This window comes from Propionigenium maris DSM 9537, from assembly GCF_027925155.1.
Taxonomy (GTDB): Bacteria; Fusobacteriota; Fusobacteriia; order Fusobacteriales; family Fusobacteriaceae; genus Propionigenium; species Propionigenium maris.
Genome location: NZ_BSDY01000040.1, coordinates 1 through 21,201, shown reverse-complemented (window position 1 = coordinate 21,201; position 21,201 = coordinate 1). Strand labels below are relative to the sequence as shown.

Sequence of the window (21,201 nt, the reverse complement as noted above, 5' to 3'; positions counted from 1 at the left end):
CGACTTGCATGTGTTAAGCATTCTGTCAGCGTTCATCCTGAGCCAGGATCAAACTCTTCATTCAAATATATTTTAAATCACTTCCGTGATTATACACCTAATTATTGGTTGCGAATTGATTAAAAAAATCATTTCGTCTTTCTGACTTATCTTCTCTATTTAATTGCTAATGTCCTTTTCGTTTCACTCAGTCGGCCTGCTGCCTCCCTCGTGGACAAGAAGTATAATATCACTATTACAGCCTTCCGTCAACACTTTTTTTAAGTTTTTATTTTTTTATTTTCAAATTATTTTCAAATTAAGAGTTCAGTTGTATCTTATTGATGAAAAATGTAGTATATTACATAATAAAATATTTAGAACTTTTAAGGAGGGGATACATTGCAGATTATCTTATATCTTATTATTATGATTATTGGAGCTTTTATCGGATCTAGGGGATTTATTCCTAAAAAGGTGGACGATAAACTCTCGTCTCTTCAGACATTCTGTCTTCTTTTTCTTTTAGCAGTCATGGGCTATAAGATTGGAATAAACAATGATATCCTGTCCAACTTCCATAGGATTGGATTCAAGGCATTTTTTATCGCTGCTCTTTGTATAGCCTTCAGCATAATCTTTGTTAAGGTGAGCTACGGGATCTTAGGAGGTAGAGATGACAACTAAAATACTACTATCTGTAGGAGCTGGTATCCTAGGCGGTATCTTCTATAGAAACAATATAATAATAGATAACCTCAATGGTCTTATCGACCTTGGGCTCTGTATGCTCCTATTCTTTGTGGGGATGGACATAGGTAAAAACAAGGAGATCTTTAACGATCTAAAGAAGATGGGGTTCAAGGTATGTCTTCTTCCGTTAAGTATCGTAGCTGGAACCCTTGCAGGGGGAGTTGTTGCAAGCTTTTTTACAGACCTCTCCCTAATAGAATCTTCAGCAGTAAGTGCAGGTCTCGGTTGGTACTCCCTTTCAGCTATTGAACTGTCCAAACACAGTGCTGAGTTGGGGAGTGTGGCTTTTCTCTCCAATGTTTTCAGAGAGGTTCTGGCAATTATCCTTATACCCTTTATAGGAAGGCATATAGGACACCACGAAACTATTGCCGCTGCAGGAGCTACAAGTATGGATACTCTTCTTCCTATTATTACCAAGAGCACCAATTCCAGTATTGCAGTTATATCCTTCTTTACTGGAGTGGTTTTAAGTTCCCTGGTACCTATCCTGGTTCCACTTATTATGAGGTTACAATAATTTAAGTTAAGCCGCCCAAAGATTGGGCGACTTTTTTATTTCTTTATAACTTTAACTCCTGAAGGTTTGACCTACTCAACCTTTTCCCTCAAGAGATCCATATCCACTATCCTGTAGGTATTTCTTCCCTCTATCTTCTCTAGAATCCCCTCATCTACAAACTCACTTATAACCCTGGATAGGGACGGTCTTGCCACACTGAATAGGTTGGCAACTTCCTTTAGGGAAGGCTTAAAGGTTATCCTCTCTTCCATCTTATTCTTCAGTATATAGTTTACAAGTTTTTCCGGGATAGTCTTGTTACTGAAACTACTCCATACCTTCATAGATAAAAACTGAGCCTTGTTACTAACCTCATCCAGTATATTTGCCAGTATTCTCTTGTCTCTGGATATGAGGGTCAGCAACTCCTCCTTGCTTATAAAGAATAGTTTGCAAGTGCTCTTGCATACCAGGTCTACAGGGAAGTTATTTTTTCCTCCAAATATAAAGGCACTGGCTATTATCTGGTTCCCCTCTATATCCTCTATTTTCTTCACCTCTCCGCTGGCCTTCATCATCTCGGCTACCAGCTCTCCCCCTAGGTTTATATAGAGCCCCTTTATCTCATCTCCACGAAAGGCCACCGTTTCATCCTTGGAGTACTTCAGCACCCTGTACTCCACCTCTTCCAGATTGTCCTTTATCTCTTCCGGACTCATCCCCCTAAACAGAGTATTTTCCGTAAGTTTATTGTATATATCCATACTTCCCCCTCATTGTTTAATCCTAATAGAAATTCATACCTCTAGCAGGTATACTATGTAACAGAGATAAATTTTATCTTTGGTAACTTATGTTACCGTATTTTTTATAAAAGTCTAATATAATTATTTTGTAAAGTAAAGAGACAGGCAATTAAGGAGGCCGACTATGAAGTATTTAGATAAGAATATGACACTCAATGAAATAGTAGAAAAATACCCTGAAACAATAGATTTTTTCGCATCCAAGGGCTTTAAGGGGCTGGAAGATGAAAGTATAAGAAAAAAAGTAGGAATGTTAAAGCTTGGAATGGCTCTTTCCATGAAGAAAATGAATGTGGAATCCTTCCTGGAGATGCTGGAGGAGATCATCTCACAAAACAGAGATTCAGCAGATGTAAACCTAAATAAAACCGAGAAGTTTGAGGACGGGATCAGCGTAATGGGACTTCTCCCGTGTCCGGTAAAAAATCCCCTTCTTGAGGCTCTCCAGACATTCCAGAAGGATACAGGAGCAAGAATAAACCATGAACTAAAGGCAGCATCCAGCGGCCTGGACTGGCTCAAGGAGGATGTAATCAAAGCAAACCACCCGGAAAAGCTTGCTGATATGTTTATCTCAGCGGGATTCGATCTCTTCTTCGAGGATGAACTCATGGGTAAGTTTAAATCCAAGGGGATCTTTAAGGACATCACAGAGCTGAAGGAGTACAACTCAGACTTTAACAACGAGGAGATCTCTCTGAGAGATCCCGACGGCGACTACTCTATGCTGGCAGTTGTACCTGCTGTATTCCTTGTTAATACAGAGGCTCTCGGGGACAGACCATTTCCTAAATCCTGGAGCGATCTTCTGAAGCCAGAGTTTGAAAACTCAGTGAGTCTTCCTATATCCGACTTCGACCTGTTTAATGCTATCCTTATCAGCATCTACAAGAACTATGGAGAGAACGGAGTAAGAAAGTTGGGAAGAACACTGCTTCAGAATATGCACCCATCTCAGATGGTAAAATCGGATAAGCTGAAGGTTAATGTACCTGCAGTAACTATCATGCCATACTTCTTCACTAAGATGACTGGACAGGGTGGACCGATGGTTGCCCAGTGGCCAGAGGATGGAGCTGCACTGTCGCCTATCTTCATGCTTACAAAGGAAGAGAAGAGGGAGGAGCTACAGGAGCTGGCTAAGTTCTTCTCCTCTAAGGAAGTGGGAGAGATCCTTTCCCATCAGGGACTATTCCCAAGTATCCACCCGGAAGTAGACAACCACCTGGAAGGTAAAAAGTTTATGTGGGTAGGATGGGACTATATAAAGAATAATGATATTGGAAAACTGCTAAACTACTGTGAGGAACTTTTCTTCCAGGAAGCTAAGAAATAGACTAATTTTAGGATTAAAAGGAGATCAATATGAATCTGATTACTGTATCTGGTCCTCCCTCAAGTGGAAAGACCTCTCTAATTATAAAAACAATTGAAAACTTAAAATCAAGGGGAATAAAGGTGGGGGTAGTTAAGTTTGACTGTCTCTACACCGATGATGACATCCTATATGAGAAGATAGGGGTACCTGTAAAGAAGGGACTTTCTGCATCTCTTTGTCCCGACCACTACTTTGTTAGTAATATCGAGGAGGTTACCCAGTGGGGTATCAAGCAGGGCTTAGACCTTCTTATCACAGAGAGTGCGGGGCTTTGTAACAGATGTTCTCCCTACATCCAGGATATAAAGGCTATCTGTGTTATCGACAACCTCAGTGGAATCAACACGCCAAAGAAGATTGGACCTATGCTTAAGACCGCTGATATAGTTGTAATAACCAAGGGGGATATCGTGTCCCAGGCTGAAAGAGAGGTTTTCATGTCCAGGGTAACCTCTGTAAATCCAAGAGCTACAACTATGCATGTTAACGGATTAACTGGTCAGGGGGCTTATGAATTTTCTACCCTTATCTACGATGAGAAGAAGGTAGTTAAGACCCTCAAGGGAAGCAAGTTAAGATTCTCTATGCCATCGGCTCTCTGCTCCTACTGTCTAGGTGAGACAAGGATCGGAGATGAGCACCAGATGGGTAACGTCAGAAAAATAGATTTAGGTGATGAATAATGATGGATAAAAATATGATAAAAAATAATAAAGTAGGGGAGCTCCTTGAGAGATATCCCTTTATAGAGGAGTTCCTAAAGGACCACCTGGTAGATATCCAGGAGGCTTCAGACCTGACCCTGGGGGCATACTTAAACCTTATGGATCCAGAGGTGCTGGAGGAAAAAGCTATTATTCCCGATGATCTTATAGAGAGTCTTATCTCCTACACAAATCAGATGATAGATTTCCTTGGGCTGGAGGAAGAGAGCGGTGTTCACAGTATCACACTTCTTCCTGGGATCAACAAGCACAAGGTGGGAGAAACCTTTGGAGAGCTCCAGATCAACCGTGGAGAGATCATCTCCATCGTGGGACCTACTGGAAGTGGGAAGAGCAGACTCCTTGCTGATATCGAGTGGGGAGCAAATGGGGATACCCCTACCAAGAGAACAGTTCTTGTTAACGGAGAACCCATGGATATCGAGAGCAGGTTCTCCAGTGGAAGAAAGCTGGTAGCTCAGCTTTCCCAGAATATGAACTTCGTTATGGATCTTAGTGTAGAGGAGTTTATCGAGCTTCACGCCAAGAGCAGACTGGTGGAAAATGAAGGGGAAGTTATTCAGAAGATATTCAAGAAGGCCAATGAGCTGGCTGGAGAGCAGTTTGAACTAACAACTCCAATTACAAGCCTCAGCGGAGGACAATCGAGAGCACTTATGATTGCCGATACTGCTATCCTCAGTACATCACCAATTGTACTTATCGACGAGATAGAGAACGCCGGTATCGACAGAAAGAAAGCCCTGGATCTCCTTGTGGGAGAGGAAAAGATAGTTCTTATGGCTACCCACGATCCTATTCTGGCTCTAATGGGAGACAAAAGGATCATAATAAGCAACGGTGGTATAGACAAGGTCATGGATATCACCGAGAAGGAGAAATCAATCCTTCATAAGCTGGAAGCTCTGGACGATGTAATCCAGGATATGAGAACAAAGCTTAGATATGGTAAGGATCTGGAGGCAGGTTTCGAAATTAAAAAAGTATAACCCTATAGTCTAATAAAGTAAAAAGGAGAATTAATATGCACGACGGATGTAACGGAAAGTTTGACAATGGAAAGCAGATAGTTGATAAGATAAGGATGATGGGGTTTAACCAGCAGTATATGCCCATCCCCGCTGTATTTCAGTGTAAGGAGTGTGGAGAGATGATCACCATGACTACCTTTGAGTATAAGTGTCCCCACTGCGGTATGGTATATGGAGTAACTCCATGTCATGCCTTCGATCAGGAAAACATAATGCCTGCAGGAATCGACTATTAATTTTTAAAACACCCCTCTATTTGGAGGGGTGTTTTTTCTCTTGAAACTTCTGAAAAAAACGCCCTTTTTAGCCATTGTATCGCTACAATTCACGTTTCTAAAAATTGACTTTAGCCAAAAGATATTCAATAATCCTATTGTTAAAACAATTACGATTAAGGGGGATGTTAGAGTATGAAGGAAAACAGATATGTACTAAATAAAAATCTTGCACAGATGTTAAAGGGTGGAGTAATTATGGATGTTACAACTCCTGAGGAAGCTATAATTGCAGAACAGGCTGGAGCTTGTGCTGTTATGGCTCTTGAGAGAGTGCCAGCAGATATTAGAAAGGACGGGGGAGTAGCTAGAGCTTCCGACCCTGAGATGATCAAGGAGATCCAGGCTGCTGTATCGATTCCTGTTATGGCTAAGGTTAGAATCGGTCACTTTGTAGAGGCGCAGATTCTGGAGGCTTTAGAGGTTGACTATATCGATGAGAGTGAGGTACTTACACCTGCAGACCCTACTCTTCACATAAATAAAACAAACTTCAATGTACCATTTGTATGTGGAGCTAAAAACCTGGGAGAAGCTCTTAGAAGAATTGCTGAAGGAGCATCTATGATCAGAACTAAGGGGGAACCTGGAACTGGAGATGTTATAGAGGCTGTTAGACACATGCGTATGATGAATACTGAGATAAGCAGAATTCAGGGGCTTTCAAAGGATGAGCTCTATAATGCAGCAAAGGAACTGGGAGCACCTGTGAACCTGGTTGAGTACGTTCATGAAAACGGATCTCTTCCTGTTGTAAACTTTGCAGCTGGAGGTGTAGCTACTCCCGCTGACGCAGCTATGATGATGCAGCTTGGTTGCGACGGTGTATTTGTAGGTTCTGGAATCTTTAAATCTGGTGACCCTAGAAAGAGAGCAGCTGCAGTGGTTAAGGCTGTAACTCACTACAACGATCCTAAAGTGCTGGCTGAGATCTCGTGTAACCTTGGAGAAGCTATGGTGGGAATCAATGTTTACTCTATCGATGAAAACGAGTTAATGGCTCACAGAGGATATTAATATGGCACGTATAGGGGTACTGGCACTACAGGGTGCCTTCAGAGAGCATGTAGATATTGTACGTGGACTGGGGTATGAGTGCAGCGAGATCAGAAAGGCTGAGGAGCTGGATGAGATCCACGGTCTTATCATCCCAGGGGGAGAGAGCACAGCCATGGGGAAGCTTCTGGTTGATTTCGGAATAAAGGATATCTTAGCCGAAAAGATTAAAGGCGGGCTTCCTGTATGGGGAACTTGCGCTGGAATGATCCTTTTAGCCAAAGATATAGCCGACCAGGAAAATACCCATCTTTCTCTCATGGATATAAAGGTAAGGAGAAACGCCTATGGTAGGCAGTTGGGAAGCTTCTTCTGTGAAGCTCCAGTTACAGGGGTAGCCTCCGATGTGAAGATGCCCTTTATCAGAGCTCCATATATAGAGAAGGCTGGAGAGGGAGTGGATATTCTTTCAGTTGTAGATGATAATATCGTCGCTGCAAGAGAGGATAACCTTCTGGTTACCTCCTTCCACCCAGAGCTGACAGATGATACCAGACTCCACAGATACTTTATAGAAAATATGGTGGGATAACCTAAAAGGGTTCAGATTAATATCTGAACCCTTTCTTTTATTCAATCTATAATATTACTCCGTAGATCAGTGTAGATACAAAGGCAAGAGTAAATCCTACTGCCGACTCATAAGGGATAAGCTTAAATCTTTCCTCAAGGTGAGTGCTGGTAGCTCCTGCTGTAGCGTGGAAGAATGATCCATGAGGAAGGTGGTCCAGCACAGTTGCTCCTGCATGTACCATTGCCGCTCCATAAAGACCCTTTATTCCTGCTGCCATAATAGCTGTAGCAAATGTTGCAGATGCCACTGTGGTACCAGCTGTTGTAGATGCTGTAGCCGCCGACATAAGCGCTCCCGCTGCTGGTGCCAATACAAACTCTGGAAGTCCAGATTTATCCAGAAGGGACAGTGTTACATCCTTAAGAGTTGAGTTGGAGATAATTCCTGCCACAGTACCAGTACCCATAAGAAGTATTGCGACTCCAGTCATCTTAGATAGACCATACTGCATATATGTCTTCATGTGGTTTACCTTTCCCATAGCGATACATCCAATTATTCCTCCTACAGGAAGAGCGATCAGAGGGTCTACTGAGATACCTGCAAGGGGTCTCAGCGCAAGCAGAACTATTGTAACGATAGGTCCAAGGATAGCTGCCCAGAATGCAGGAAGTTCCTTTTCAATCTCATGCTCATCTGCCTCACTTACCTTTTCTCCCTTGTCCACAAGCATCTTAGCAAGGATACAAGTTACCACAAGTCCTACCAGTGCAGGGATGATGTTCGCTGCCATCAGTGAGGAAAGCTCAACTCCAAAGGCATCCGATGCTGCTATTGTATTTGGGTTAGGCGAGATTATATTTCCGCACTTACCTCCACCGATCATAGCAAGAAGTATAGATAGCTTAGAAAGGTTAAGCCTCTTTCCAATAGCCAGAGCTATAGATGATACTGTGATTACCGCTACATCTACAAATACTCCCACAGATGTAAGGATCATAGTAGCCAGTGCCAGTGCCAAAAGCGCTCTTTTCTCCCCCAGCTTCTCTATAATTGTTTCTGCAATCTTACCTGCCGCTCCAGATTCAATAAGTACTCCCGCTAAGATTCCCGCTGTAAGGATTCTCAGTACTGCCGGGGTGATTCCCTTAGCTCCATCTACCATCAGTGTAACTGTATCTGGAAGAGATGCTCCCCCTGCCAGTCCACCTACTAGTGCTCCAAGAATAAGGCTGTACGCCGGACTATTCTTCTTAATTATTAAAACTATTGCCAATACTAAACCGATTACTGCCCCCAATGCTGATACCTGCATAATAATACCTCCCTTATTTTATTAAAAATTTATAGTTAGCCAACTTTAACTGTACTTCCTCTCACATACCCTTATGAGTCTGAAGATCTCCTCTACATTCTTCTCCACAAATAACCTTGCCCTGTCGTGCTCCATGGCATCCTCTAAGGATACCGGATAGTTTATGGTAGAGAAGAGCGCCTCTATACCATAGTCGTGGGTTGCATCTGCATCATCTGCCACACACCCTGCTATGGCTATTACCGGGATCCCGTGCTCCTTACACAGCTTGGATACCCCTGTAGGCGCCTTTCCCATCACAGACTGGAAGTCTATCCTTCCCTCTCCAGTGATAACAAAGTCCGCTCCCTCTATCTCCTTAGCCATATCTACTTCCTTCAATACTATATCTATTCCAGGCTCCAGTCTTCCATCCAGGAAGGCTACGAATCCTCCTCCCAGACCTCCAGCTGCTCCAGCTCCTGGAAGCTCTGCTACATCTTTATTTAGCTCTTTTTTTAAGGTCTCAGCCAGTACCACAAGTCCCCTGTCCAGGGTTTCTACCATGGCATCGCTGGCCCCCTTCTGCCTTCCATATACATGAGCTGCCCCCCTGGGGCCGTGGAAGGGATTGTCCACATCACAGGCTATGAGAAACTCACACTCTGCAAGTTCAGGCAGGGCTCCGCTGCTATCTATGTGAGCTACCCTCTCCATTATCTCTCCGCCGTATCCAAGTTCATTCCCGTACTTGTCAAAGAACTTGTAACCCAACGCCTGCATCATCCCTAGTCCTGCATCATTGGTTGCACTTCCTCCTATACCCACAAGGAACTCTCTGCATCCTCTTCCTATGGCATCCCTTATCATCTCACCGGTACCGTAGGTAGTTGTCTTGGATGGATCTCTCTCCTCTGGGGCCACAAGGGGCAGTCCCGAAGCGGCAGCCATCTCCATAACAGCAGTTTTTCCGTTACCCATAATCCCGTATCTTGCAGTTACTGGTCTCATTAGAGGTCCCATCACCTCTATGTCGATGAACTCTCCTCCAGTTCCCTCTACCAGAGCTTCCACCGTTCCCTCTCCTCCGTCGGCTATTGGAACCTTGGTAACTTCTGCATCACCATATACCCTTTTTATTCCCCTTTCAATGGTCTCACCTAGCTCATATGAACTGAGACTTCCCTTAAAAGAATCTATCGCTACTACAACCTTCATTTGTCCGACCTCCTTGAAAACACTAAAATATCTAAAGTAAACTACAAGAACTGGAGTATTATCTCCAACTTAAATTTGTATGACCTAATCATTTAAATTCTATTCTATTTTTATAAAAAAATGTATTTTTACAACTTATTCTGTTTATTTGTATGACAATATATGTATAAAATATCCGTTTTCACCTTTTTTGTCAACACTTTTTTTGTCCATTCCCATCATTTTAAAAAGTTGTAATACATTTCCTTAGGTTTTTTGGTGGAAAGCTCCCCCACCCCCTGAAAAAATAAATGGTATTTTCCCTCTTTTTTTTATATACTCTATTAAACGTTGTTGATAAGAGGTGATTTTTTGAGAAAGTTCATATTGATTGGTGAAAAATTGGGACACAGCTACTCCCCTGAAATTCACCGGGCATCTATGAGAAAGATGGGGGTCCAGGGAGATTATTCCCTCCTAGAGGTCAGCTCCCAGGAGATTCCCGGAGTTATAGAGGATATAAGAGGTGGCAAGATAAGCGGAATGAATGTTACCATTCCCTATAAGGTAGAGGTGATGAACTATCTGGACCTTATAACTCCTGAAGCAAAGGAGATTGGTGCAGTTAATACCGTTGCCCTAGAGGACGGAAAACTGGTGGGATATAACACCGATTACTGGGGATTCAGATATACCCTGGAAAAGAATGAAGTGGATATAGAGGGGAAAAGGTGTGTTATTCTTGGGGGAGGAGGTTCTGCAAGGGCCGTTATTAAGGCACTCCAGGATATGGGGGGAATTGTATATCTTGTATCTAGGTCCCCTGAAAGGATCAGGGAGTCCTTCTCTAACTTCAAGGGACTCTCCATAATCTCCTACACCGAGCTTGAGGAGCTCCAGGGAGAACTCATAGTCAATACAACCCCTGTGGGAATGTATCCTAAAACCGACGCCTGTGTGGTAGATGCCCAGATCATCCAGAACTTCAGCCGGGCTGTGGACCTCATCTATAACCCGCAGGAAACTCTCTTCCTTTCCAGAGCTAAAGAAGGAGAGAATGGGCTCTATATGCTGGTGGGACAGGCTGTTAAAGCTCAGGAGATCTGGTGGAAGAGATCCCTGGACACCTTTGAGGATATCTATGCCCACATCGAAGGAATAGTCTACAAGAAATAAAATCTCCCATCTGGGGGATTTTTCTTTTATATATAGAGAAAATAAAGTATGATATAAAGAAAATTGCATGGAGGTTAATATGGGTAAGAGAGTTGATTATATTAACTGGGATGAATACTTTATGGGAATTGCTGTCCTTTCTGGCAAGAGAAGTAAGGACCCCAGCACTCAGGTGGGAGCCTGTATAGTAAATGATGAGAAGAAGATCGTTGGAGTAGGATACAACGGCTTTCCAGCTGGATGCTCCGATGAGGAGTTTCCATGGGAGAGGGAGGGAGAATTTCTTAAAACAAAGTACCCCTTCGTTATGCACGCTGAGCAAAACGCCATCTTAAACAGCATAAAGAGATTAAAGAACTGCTCCATCTACGTGGGACTCTTTCCCTGTCATGAGTGTGCCAAGGCTATTATCCAGAGCGGTATAAGGGAAGTGGTCTACCTTTCAGATAAGTATAGCGGAACCGATTCAAACACTGCGTCTAAGATGATGTTTGATGCTTCTGGGGTAAGATACAGACAGCTCCATCCAAAGAAGGAAAAGATAGAAATTTCTCTGAATATAGAAGATATTTAAAGAGTGGTAACATATGTTACCGCTTTTTATTTTTTTAAACCTTATAATCTTACTATAATAAGAACTAAGGAGGGGTACAATGTTAAATAAGATCAAAAATATCTTTAAAAAGGAAGAGGAAATGAATATGTTTTGTTTCCAGTGTCAGGAAGCTGCAGGAGGAGTAGGATGTTCTAAGATTGGTGTCTGTGGAAAAGCACCTGCTACTTCAAATCTTCAGGACCTTCTTATATTCACTGCAAAGGGTGTAGCTGCATGCAGCTCACAGGTAAGAAAAGCTAATATCCAGGGGATGCCTTGTGATAAATTAAATAGATACCTAATAAACTCACTGTTCATCACCATCACAAATGCTAACTTTGATGATGCTATGATTATCGATGAGATTAAAAAAGGTTTAGAAATAAGAGAAACTATTAAAGGAAAGATGGCTGAGATGGGAATTGTGATGGATCCTAAGTTTGAAGGAAGCCTAATGACTACTTGGAACTATGAGTCCGACTCCCATGCCCAGGCTGTAGCTGCAAAGGTTGGAGTAAAAAGAACCGAGAATGAGGATGTAAGATCCCTTAGAGAGCTTATCCTTTACGGATTAAAGGGGATGGCTGCCTATGCTGAGCACGCTATGAACCTTGAGAAGACAAACCCTGAGATCTTTGACTTCATCGAAAGAGCTCTTCTTGCTCTAGATGACGACACTCTTTCAGCAGATGACCTTGTAGCTCTTACACTGGAAACTGGTAAGTTCGGTGTAGATGTAATGGCCCTTCTAGATGAAGCTAACACATCTAGATATGGACACCCAGAGGTAACTAAGGTAAATATCGGAGCTGGAAAGAACCCTGGAATCCTTATCTCTGGTCACGACCTGAGAGATATGGAGGACCTTCTTGCTCAGACAGAGGGAACTGGAGTAGATGTATATACTCACTCGGAGATGCTTCCTGCCCACTACTACCCTGCATTCAAGAAGTACGACCACTTTGTAGGTAACTACGGAAATGCTTGGTGGAAGCAGAAGGAGGAGTTTGAAGCATTCAACGGTCCAATAGTATTTACTACCAACTGTATCGTACCTCCTAAGAAGGGAGCAAAGTATGCAGATAAAGTATTCACTACAAATGCTGCTGGATTCCCGGGCTGGGAGAGACTTCCACTTCTTGAGGACGGAAGCAAGGACTTCTCGGCTGTTATAGAGCTTGCTAAGAAGTGTGCAGCTCCTACAGAGATCGAAACTGGAGAGATCGTTGGTGGATTTGCTCACAACCAGGTATTTGCTGTAGCGGACAAGGTTGTAGAGGCTGTTAAGAGCGGAGCTATCAAAAAGTTCTTTGTAATGGCAGGTTGTGATGGTAGAATGAAGTCAAGAGACTACTACACAGAGTTTGCTGAAAAACTTCCTAAGGACACTGTAATTCTTACTGCTGGTTGCGCTAAGTATAAGTACAACAAGCTTCCACTGGGAGACATCGGTGGAATTCCTAGAGTATTGGATGCAGGGCAGTGTAACGATTCATACTCACTGGCTCTTATCGCTCTTAAACTAAAGGAAGTATTTGAGCTTAACGATATCAATGAGCTGCCAATCGCATACAACATTGCTTGGTATGAGCAGAAGGCTGTAATTGTATTACTTGCTCTTCTTCACCTCGGTGTAAAGAATATTCACCTTGGACCAACTCTGCCTGCGTTCCTTTCTCCAAATGTAGCTAATGTACTTGTGGACACATTCGGAATTGGTGGAATTACAAATGTAGACGATGATATCAAGATGTTCTTAGGTGAATAATCCCAAGTTACACAGGAGGTCACCATGGTAATGTCAAATTGCGACAAGAAGGGAACTCAAATCCTTATCGAGGAAAACGAGGATATGACTAACTTCAAGATCTATGAAAAAAAAGATAATCAGATGCTGCTTCTGGCTGAATTTTCTACCCCTGAGGAGGTAGAGGAGTACTTCAAAAAAATGGAGACTGAGAGACCAGATGAGGATATTGTACTGAGATTCATATAGTTATCTAAAGGATACTGCCTAGGGCAGTATCTTTTTTTTTATTTAAAAGGAAGATATAAAAAAGGTTGTATAAATTCTTTGTACGCTTTAATTTTTCTTATATTAAAAGGAGGGATTTTTTATGTCTATGTTTTGTTTCCAATGCCAAGAAGCTGCTGGTGGTAGAGGTTGTTCAGTTAGAGGAGTATGCGGTAAAACACCTGTAGAGGCAAAACTACAGGATCTTCTTATATATGCACTTAAGGGAATGGCTGTTTACACGTCTCTTTTAAGACCTAGCGGGAATGTTGAGGAAAGAATCGATTACTTTACACTGAACTCTCTTTTTATGACCATTACAAATTCTAACTTTGATGATGAAACTCTCTATGAACAAGTTAGAACTGCTGTGGAGATAAGAGATGAGCTTAAAGAAGTCTGTGATGAAAAGGGGCTTGTTCCCGATAAAAAGTATGACCACCTAATGGCATCAGCTAAAGACTTCAAGGATAAGGATGAGGTATTGGGAGCTCTTGCTGAAAAGGCCGGAGTAATGAGAAATAACAATGAGGATATAAGATCCCTCAAAGAGATGATAACCTATGGTCTTAAGGGAATGTCAGCTTATACGGAACATGCTTATCATCTGGGATATAAAAATCCTGAGATCTCTGCCTTTATCGAGAAAGCTCTCCTTGCTATAGAGGATTACTTCATTTCAGCAGAGGACCTTGTAGCTCTTACTCTGGAAGCTGGTAAGTTTGGAGCAGAGGCAATGGCTCTTCTGGATAAAGCCAACACCGAGACCTATGGTCACCCTGAGATTACAAAAGTAAATATCGGAGTAGGTAAAAACCCTGGTATTCTTATCTCTGGTCACGACCTGAGAGATATGGAGCAGCTCTTAGAGCAGACCCAGGGGACCGGAATAGATGTATATACCCATTCAGAGATGTTACCAGCCAATTCCTATCCAGCATTTAAAAAATATGATCACTTTATAGGGAACTATGGAAGCTCCTGGTGGCACCAGACAAAGGATTTTGTATCATTTAACGGTCCTATCCTCTTTACAAGTAACTGTATAGTTCCTTCCAGAGGAACTGATCTTCCATACAAGAGTAGAGTCTTCACCACCAATTCATGTGGTCTGGCGGGATGTACCCATATAGCTAAAGACCCTGAAGGCAAGAAAGACTTCTCAGCTGTTATTGAGGCCGCTAAAAAATGCAGTGCCCCTGTGGAGATAGAGTCGGGAGAGATCATCGGAGGTTTCGCCCACAACCAGGTACTTGCTCTGGCAGACAAGGTTGTTGATGCAGTTAAATCTGGAGCTATTAAAAAGTTTGTGGTAATGGCCGGATGTGATGCGAGAATGCAGGACAGAAAGTACTATGAGGAGTTTGCAAAGGCTCTTCCTAAGGATACCGTTATTCTTACTGCCGGTTGCGCAAAGTATAGATACAATAAACTGGACCTGGGAGATATCGGAGGTATTCCTAGAGTACTGGATGCTGGTCAGTGTAACGATTCATACTCCTTGGCTGTTATAGCAATGAAACTTCAGGAGGTATTTGGTTTAGATGATATAAACGACCTTCCTATCGCTTATAATATTGCTTGGTATGAGCAGAAAGCTGTAATTGTATTGCTGGCTCTCCTCTATCTTGGAGTTAAAAATATCCACCTTGGACCTACTCTACCGGCATTCCTGTCCCCTAATGTTGCAAGTGTTCTTGTGGACAAGTTTGGGATTGCAGGAATTACAGATGTAGAAAACGATATGAAGATATTTGGAATCAACTAATAAAAAAGGGTGAAGAAATTCTTCACCCTTTTTCTATCTATTTTTTAAGGTCTATTTATTTAAAGCATCCTTTACAGCCTCTATATACCCCTCACTTGTCCATGTAGCCCCTGCCACCATATCCACACCTGTGCTCTGACTGGAGATTATTGCCTCCTTCAGCTCCTCAAATGCAGGCTCTGCAATGGCCTTGGTGTCTCCGTGGTAAGTTACCCATATATTGGTTATCTTATCTCCGTCCTTCTCAACTTCAACTACGATATCGTCCAGGTAACCCTCTCCTCTACCCTCGATTCCTCTGCCTTTTTCCACACTCTTCTCTTCTACAACAACTTCAGTTATCTCCAGCTCAATACCAGCCTTGGCTGCAGCATCCTTCACCGCTTCCTTTATGGCATCTGAAGTATATGTTGCTCCAGCTACATTATCTACATCTAGGTGTTGCTCCTCTATTATTGCAGGTATTAACTCTGCAAAGGCTGGATCTGAGATCCCCTCAGTTTCAGAGTGTGATATTACATCGATCGAGTCTATTCTATCTCCGTCTATTGCCACAGAAAGCTTTACATCCCCCATGAATCCAGTTCCTACTCCCTCATGCTGAGGAAGAGCTGTAGCACTTTCATATACCCCTACCCCAATTCCAAAAGCTATAAAACCTATAACTGCTGCCTTTCTCACCTTATCTATCTTCTTCACGAGAAAACTCCCCCCATCCTTTTAATCTTTACTTTTTATTTATCAGTTTATATTTTAACATATTTCACACAATCAGTACATTTATTTGATTATTTCAAATCTTAAGCCTAACTTAAAAGTTTGATATAAATTTATCATGCTTCTGAATAACCTTCCGTAAATATCTAAAAAGGAGGGTCCAAAGACCCTCCCCACCTATTAATTTACAACCTTCATCCTTCCGTCTATCCTTGTCTGGGTAACTCCCTCTTCCTCCACATACTTTCTGAGAATCTCATCCAGTCCCTCAAAGTTTCCTACCTGAGGTCTATCCTTAAACATGAGGTAGTCGTCTCCCCCAGCTGCCATGAAGTCGTTGGTAGCCAGAACATATTCCCTAGCGGGATCTATCTTCTCACCTGAATTTGTTTCTATCTCTACAACTCTGCTTCCTGCAGGCTTGCTCTCATCAAAGGTCACCCTTATTCCACCCACATGTGGGAAAGCTCCCTTGGTAGCAGGGTAGTCACTTATACCGTGTTCTATGGCATCTATTATATCCTGACCGCTTACCCTCTTGGTGATCACATAGTTTCCAAATGGAAGCACCGATATTATATCTCCCACCTTTATAGTTCCCTTCTCTATAGAGGCTCTTATTCCTCCTCCATTTGTAATTGCTATGTCAGCTCCAGTCTCCCAGAGCATAGAGTCTGTAATAAGGTTTCCTAAGTTAGTTTCACCCCTTCTTACCTGCTCCCTCTCACCGTCAAGGGCCACAGGAGTAGTTCCTACCTCTACCTCGGTAATCTTCATCTGCTCCTGCTCTATCTCTCCTATGAGCTTTACAATCTCAGGGTCCTCTGGGATTCCCGGAATAACCCTGGTGCTACTCTCCTTCACTACATTTACTACTTCCCTCTCCACAGGGATCATTATCTCGTCGTTTACATAGATCCTATTGGGATCTCCTATACCTGCATTGGCTTCCAGGATTACCGACATAGGTACATCGTAGTTGGCTGCTATCTTAGTGAGGGTATCCCCTGGCTTTATGGAATACTTATCCACAGCGCTTATCCTCTGAGCTTCCTCTACTACTACCTCGCTCTTCTCAACCCTTCCCATGGCCTCAGCTTTGGTAATGAGTTTTGCCGCTACCTCCATTTTTCCGTCGCTTACCCTTACTCTTACTACACCAAAGTTCTTGTCATACTCTCCAGTCTGAACTATCATGGTGTCATTTACTACCATTCCGTTTTTAAGAGCTGTGTGGCTGTGACCATCCACAAGGATATCTATCCCGTCCACTGCCTCTACCACACCTATACTCTGATTTTCCCTTAATGTACTTTCATCTATTCCCAGATGACATACAGCTACGATGAGCTGTGCTCCCTCCTCCTTGAGCTTGGCTACAGCTTTTTCTGCATACTCAGCAGGTGTGCCAAAGGTTAACCCCTCTACATTTTTAGGGTTGGTCTTATACGCCGTTTCTGGAGTTGCTAATCCGAAGATACCTACCCTTACCCCCTCCATCTCCTTTATAACATAGGGATTGAAGAAGTAGTCTCCATCCTCATCGATTACATTGGCTGAAACTATATCAAACTCCGCCATCTCCTCCAGCTCCTTGAGCCTCTCCTTCCCGTAGTTGAAGTCATGGTTTCCAGGAGAAAGGGCATCCAGGTCCATGGCATTTAGCAGCCTTACAATGGACTCACCCTTGGAAAGAGTTGCAAATGTTGTCCCGTGGAAGGTGTCTCCAGCATCGAGGAACAATACATTTTCCTCATTGGCTTTGAGATCCTTTACCACTGTAGAGACTCTGGCAAATCCCATACCGTCATACTTTCCTTCCTTTACCCTTCCGTGGGTATCGTTCATATGAGCTATTATCACCTCATAGTTCATAGGAACCTCTGCTACAGCAGCATCCTGCTTCTTATCGGTGCTGCTGCATCCTGCCAGTGCCATAAGAAGTGCTGCTGTTCCCGTCAGTAGAAATATCTTTCTTTTTTTCATGAATTCCTCCTCACACTCTATTTTCCTTACTATAGTTCTACCTTCTAATCCCGGGAAATACAACTTTTATCAAAAAATAAAAAGACTGCACAAGGGTGCAGTCTAAATAATTATAGCTCTATCTCATTTTTGTTGATTGCTCTGATGTTCAGGCTTCTTCCGTCTTCAGACTTAGGGATTACTATCTCCCCTGCTCTGATCTTCTCGTAGATCGCCTCTGTTTCTGGATAGTCAAGGTTGATCCCTGTAAGCTTCCAGTTGTTGTCCACTCTTGGCTCAATAGTTCCGTTCTTCTCCTCAACTACATACTTTACAATGAGGTCTCTCATTCTACCTGCATCCTGCATAGTCTCATATGAGTCAAAGTACTTGTCCTCTTCAGTTACCCATCCGTTGTTTACAAGAGTTCCGAATCTGTAGTTGTTTACAGCCAGCTTATAGGTTCTATTTGGGTCGATAGCTTCACCATTGATAGTTGCATTCTTGATTCTGCTTCCAGATTCCTTGGAAAGATCGATCTCATAGTTCACTCCGTCAAAGATATCGTAGTTGTATCCTCTTACCTTTTCATTGAATGAAACTGTTACATCTCCCTCCTGCCAAGTATTGTAGTAGTTTGCTGACCACTCCATAAACTTAAGAAGGTTTTCTCCAGTGATATTTACACCCATTAGAGTGTTGGTGTACTTGTAGATGAATGCCACATCCTTCTTTCTGAACTCTCCCTCCTTCAGGTTTGAGTCGAAGTTAAAGATTGCCGCCGATGAAACCTCTGCATCTGCATAGTGCATCTGAACCTCATTGATTAGCTCGATTACAGCATTGTCCTCTAGCTGAGCTGTAGGCATAGTAGTGATCTTGTCCTCACCTGTAATATAATCCACGCCGTCGATAAATGTTCCAGTTACCTCTCCAACTACTGTGTTGGCATTGGCAATTGACTCTTCGTGGACAAACTTAAACTTGTCTAGAAGATCCTGATCTGCTTCAACTTCCTTAGTCTGAAGGTTGTCTGCTTTTACTTCCTCTACAGTCCACTCACCGTCTACCTTTGCTACCTTTATCTCTCCCACAGATACAGCCCATCCATATGCTCCAGGCTCCATTACAGGGGTACCATTTACATCAGTTATATGTCTTGCGTGTTCGTGGCCGTGGAAGATCAGGTCAAACTCAGGAAGCTCCTCAGCTATATCCATTACTCCAGTAAGTCCATACTCATCTCTTCTTGAAAGGTGGAATGCTCCTACCAGTACATCATACTGCCCGTCGATTGAGTCAATAGTCTTCTTTACAGATACGATAGGGTCCTCAAACTCAAGTCCCTTAAAGTGATCTGGTGCCGATGCTTCCCACATTGGTACGTGCGGAGGTACTGCTCCTATTACAGCTACTCTTACTCCCTCTACCTCAAAGATCTGGTATGGCTGAACAAAGTTGCTTCCATCCTTCTCATTGTATATATTTGCATTTACCACAGATCCCTCAAAGTTATTTATGTTTCTTGTGATAAACTCCTTCTCAAAGTTGAACTCATGGTTCCCCAGTACCCATACATCGTAGTCCATCTCATTCATAGCGTCTACCATCGGGTGTGTTTCTAGATTGTTGAACAGTTCAGCGCTGTTGTCCTGTACTGTATCTCCCACATCTATAAGGATCATGTTAGGATTTTCCTCTCTCAGTTCCTTTACTATCGTCTGAGTCTTTGCAAATCCTGCGTCCTTGTCCTCTGAATCGATTGCATACTCATACGGATAGATTCTTCCGTGAACGTCTGAAGTAGCTGCAAGAGTTATAGTTACTTCCTCTGCTCCAGCTTCTCCCTTCTCCACTACCTTGTGCTCCACCTTCATCGGCGATTCCACATAGTCCTTTACCTCTGTCCCCTGGTTTACACCTTTGTTACAGCCTGTAAGAGCTAGTGCAGCCAGAGCCCCTAATAAAATTAGGTTCGACTTTTTCATTCTTTTTCCTCCCTGTTGTCTCTTTTTATAAATAAAGTTGATACTAACGCTGTTAAGGGTACCGTAGCTATTATTCCGATACTTCCTGCAAGCCCCTGCATTATCTCTATGGATATTGCCGGGATATTTATAAACTGCTGATACTGCATATCATAGCCCCATATCATCATAATGGTAGGCAGTGAGCTTCCTGCAAAGGCAAGGATCAGGGTGTTAGTCATGGTTCCCATAACATCCCTTCCTATATTCATAAGGGATACAAATAGCTCTCCTCCCCCTATTTCAGGGTTTTTCTCATATATCTCATTGGCTGAGGAAGCTATGGACATAGCCACATCCATTATGGCTCCCAGGGAGGCTATGAGTATAGAGGCAAAGAGAAGCCCCTTTATCCTTATATTATAGTTTTCAGCTATGTAGAGGAGCTGCTCTCCTCCGCTCATATTTATTCCTGAAAGATTCATTATACTTCCAAAGGTCAGGGTCAGTACCCCTGCAAGGGTTATCCCTGCCACAGTTCCTATTATGGCTGAGTAGGTCTTCCTCTCAAATCCTCCTATGAGTATAAAGCTCACCAGGGTAACTATAACCATCACCACAACCGACCATATTACAGGGGAGTATCCTGCAAATATCATTGGGATCAGCACTCCGATAACCATTGTCCCTGTAAAAGTCAATGCCAGCAGGGATTTGATCCCCTTCAGCCTTCCAAATATGAGGAGACCAGCTGCAAAGATTCCTCCCAGGATATAGAGGTAGTTGTCCCTTTTGGGATTAAAGTACCAGGCTACCTTTTTTCCCTTGCTTTCCCTTATTGTAAAGATTCCCTTATCTCCAACCCTTACATAGTTATTACTAAGGCTTCCAAGAGAGTTATACACCTTGTATTCCCTTCCCCTCTCCTCCCCCTCTAACATCTTCACCATTACTTCCTGACTTCCCCTGTAACGGTCTTCTATTATGGGATCCTTCATTATGTTTTCCTCTACTATCTCTACTATCTCTCCCCTTACAAACTCCTGATTAAAGTATCCCCTGTTTTTAAATCCATGGGATAGCTTTGGAGAGACTATCATTATGCACACTATCGTAAATACAGTAAAGATAGAAAATATTCTATTCTTCATTCTTCTACTCTCATTTCCTTAATTTTATTGTTTTTAGAAGTATTATACTATATATCTACGACTTTTTATAGTGATCAGGGCTTTTTCTTTTAATTAATTTTAACTTAAAATAAACATTCTTTTAATGATATCAAACAGGTTTAAAAGATAATATGCTTTATTCTTCTTCTTTTTATTATTGACCGTATACACAAAAAGAGCCTTTCTACAATTAAGTAAAAAGGCTCTTTAAATAAAAAAAACTTGGCAAGTTCCTATCCTCCCAGGGGGCTGCCCCCCAAGTACTTTCAGCGTTTACGGGCTTAACTTCTGGGTTCGATATGTGACCAGGTGTACCT

Annotated in this window: 20 protein-coding genes and 1 rRNA gene; 13 read left to right on the top strand and 8 right to left on the bottom strand. The window is 42.6% G+C overall.

Going from position 1 to position 21,201, the window contains the following annotated elements; genetic code table 11:
- Nucleotides 1-381 precede the first annotated feature (381 nt).
- Both QMG11_RS19185 and QMG11_RS19180 read left to right on the top strand, forming a co-directional pair.
- Entirely contained in the window at nt 382-666 is a 285-nt protein-coding gene (locus tag QMG11_RS19185) for a LysO family transporter (protein WP_281837938.1), read from the top strand.
- Entirely contained in the window at nt 656-1,252 is a 597-nt protein-coding gene (locus QMG11_RS19180; protein WP_281837936.1) for a LysO family transporter, read from the top strand. The genes QMG11_RS19185 and QMG11_RS19180 overlap by 11 nt, the downstream gene beginning before the upstream one ends.
- A 71-nt stretch (nt 1,253-1,323) precedes the next feature.
- Here QMG11_RS19180 and QMG11_RS19175 read toward each other — a convergent pair whose 3' ends face one another.
- Nucleotides 1,324-1,998, bottom strand: coding sequence for a Crp/Fnr family transcriptional regulator (locus tag QMG11_RS19175; protein ID WP_281837935.1), 675 nt, complete (start codon nt 1,996-1,998; stop codon nt 1,324-1,326).
- Between the two features lie 166 nt (nt 1,999-2,164).
- Here QMG11_RS19175 and QMG11_RS19170 point away from each other — a divergent pair, with 166 nt between their 5' ends.
- The 6 genes from QMG11_RS19170 (at nt 2,165) to pdxT (ending at nt 7,037) form a co-directional block, all read left to right on the top strand.
- Nucleotides 2,165-3,376 (top strand): ABC transporter substrate-binding protein, encoded by a 1,212-nt coding sequence (locus QMG11_RS19170; protein ID WP_281837934.1) that lies wholly within the window; start codon nt 2,165-2,167, stop codon nt 3,374-3,376.
- A gap of 29 nt (nt 3,377-3,405) precedes the next feature.
- Entirely contained in the window at nt 3,406-4,101 is a 696-nt protein-coding gene (locus tag QMG11_RS19165; protein ID WP_281837933.1) for a GTP-binding protein, read from the top strand.
- Nucleotides 4,102-4,319: 218 nt separating this feature from the next.
- Nucleotides 4,320-5,132: an ATP-binding cassette domain-containing protein gene (locus tag QMG11_RS19160; protein WP_281837939.1), complete on the top strand. Its 813-nt coding sequence runs from the start codon at nt 4,320-4,322 to the stop codon at nt 5,130-5,132.
- A gap of 35 nt (nt 5,133-5,167) precedes the next feature.
- Complete coding sequence (locus tag QMG11_RS19155) at nt 5,168-5,410, top strand: hypothetical protein (protein WP_281837932.1); 243 nt, start codon at nt 5,168-5,170, stop codon at nt 5,408-5,410.
- A 174-nt stretch (nt 5,411-5,584) separates the two neighbouring features.
- Nucleotides 5,585-6,466, top strand: coding sequence for a pyridoxal 5'-phosphate synthase lyase subunit PdxS (gene pdxS / locus QMG11_RS19150; protein ID WP_281837930.1), 882 nt, complete (start codon nt 5,585-5,587; stop codon nt 6,464-6,466).
- Nucleotide 6,467: 1 nt separating this feature from the next.
- Nucleotides 6,468-7,037 (top strand): pyridoxal 5'-phosphate synthase glutaminase subunit PdxT, encoded by a 570-nt coding sequence (gene pdxT, locus QMG11_RS19145; protein ID WP_281837929.1) that lies wholly within the window; start codon nt 6,468-6,470, stop codon nt 7,035-7,037.
- 46 nt (nt 7,038-7,083) lie between these two features.
- Here pdxT and QMG11_RS19140 read toward each other — a convergent pair whose 3' ends face one another.
- Both QMG11_RS19140 and QMG11_RS19135 read right to left on the bottom strand, forming a co-directional pair.
- Nucleotides 7,084-8,334 (bottom strand): GntP family permease, encoded by a 1,251-nt coding sequence (locus QMG11_RS19140; protein WP_281837927.1) that lies wholly within the window; start codon nt 8,332-8,334, stop codon nt 7,084-7,086.
- 45 nt (nt 8,335-8,379) lie between these two features.
- On the bottom strand, nt 8,380-9,531 hold the full coding sequence (locus QMG11_RS19135; RefSeq protein WP_281837925.1) for a glycerate kinase family protein: 1,152 nt from the start codon (nt 9,529-9,531) through the stop codon (nt 8,380-8,382).
- A gap of 351 nt (nt 9,532-9,882) precedes the next feature.
- Between QMG11_RS19135 and aroE the strand changes: the two genes are divergently transcribed.
- The 5 genes from aroE (at nt 9,883) to hcp (QMG11_RS19110) (ending at nt 15,063) form a co-directional block, all read left to right on the top strand.
- On the top strand, nt 9,883-10,686 hold the full coding sequence (gene aroE, locus QMG11_RS19130) for a shikimate dehydrogenase (RefSeq protein WP_281837923.1): 804 nt from the start codon (nt 9,883-9,885) through the stop codon (nt 10,684-10,686).
- A 79-nt stretch (nt 10,687-10,765) separates the two neighbouring features.
- Nucleotides 10,766-11,260, top strand: a complete 495-nt coding sequence (locus QMG11_RS19125) for a deoxycytidylate deaminase (RefSeq protein ID WP_281837921.1) — start codon at nt 10,766-10,768, stop codon at nt 11,258-11,260.
- Nucleotides 11,261-11,339: 79 nt separating this feature from the next.
- Complete coding sequence (gene hcp, locus QMG11_RS19120) at nt 11,340-13,049, top strand: hydroxylamine reductase (protein WP_281837920.1); 1,710 nt, start codon at nt 11,340-11,342, stop codon at nt 13,047-13,049.
- A 24-nt stretch (nt 13,050-13,073) separates the two neighbouring features.
- Complete coding sequence (locus QMG11_RS19115; protein ID WP_281837918.1) at nt 13,074-13,277, top strand: hypothetical protein; 204 nt, start codon at nt 13,074-13,076, stop codon at nt 13,275-13,277.
- A gap of 121 nt (nt 13,278-13,398) precedes the next feature.
- Nucleotides 13,399-15,063 carry a hydroxylamine reductase gene (gene hcp, locus QMG11_RS19110; protein WP_281837916.1) on the top strand — a complete coding sequence of 555 codons (1,665 nt, stop codon included), beginning with the start codon at nt 13,399-13,401 and terminating at the stop codon, nt 15,061-15,063.
- Between the two features lie 51 nt (nt 15,064-15,114).
- Here hcp (QMG11_RS19110) and QMG11_RS19105 read toward each other — a convergent pair whose 3' ends face one another.
- The 5 genes from QMG11_RS19105 to rrf all read right to left on the bottom strand — a co-directional run.
- Nucleotides 15,115-15,762 carry an FMN-binding protein gene (locus QMG11_RS19105; RefSeq protein WP_281837915.1) on the bottom strand — a complete coding sequence of 216 codons (648 nt, stop codon included), beginning with the start codon at nt 15,760-15,762 and terminating at the stop codon, nt 15,115-15,117.
- A gap of 198 nt (nt 15,763-15,960) precedes the next feature.
- On the bottom strand, nt 15,961-17,766 hold the full coding sequence (locus QMG11_RS19100; RefSeq protein ID WP_281837913.1) for a bifunctional metallophosphatase/5'-nucleotidase: 1,806 nt from the start codon (nt 17,764-17,766) through the stop codon (nt 15,961-15,963).
- Nucleotides 17,767-17,876: 110 nt separating this feature from the next.
- Nucleotides 17,877-19,733, bottom strand: coding sequence for a bifunctional metallophosphatase/5'-nucleotidase (locus tag QMG11_RS19095; protein WP_281837912.1), 1,857 nt, complete (start codon nt 19,731-19,733; stop codon nt 17,877-17,879).
- A complete protein-coding gene (locus QMG11_RS19090) occupies nt 19,730-20,863 on the bottom strand; it encodes a YibE/F family protein (protein ID WP_281837911.1) in 1,134 nt (377 codons plus the stop codon). Before QMG11_RS19090 ends, QMG11_RS19095 begins: the two co-directional genes overlap by 4 nt.
- Nucleotides 20,864-21,104: 241 nt before the next feature.
- A 5S ribosomal RNA gene (gene rrf / locus QMG11_RS19085) occupies nt 21,105-21,201 on the bottom strand; the annotation flags it as partial.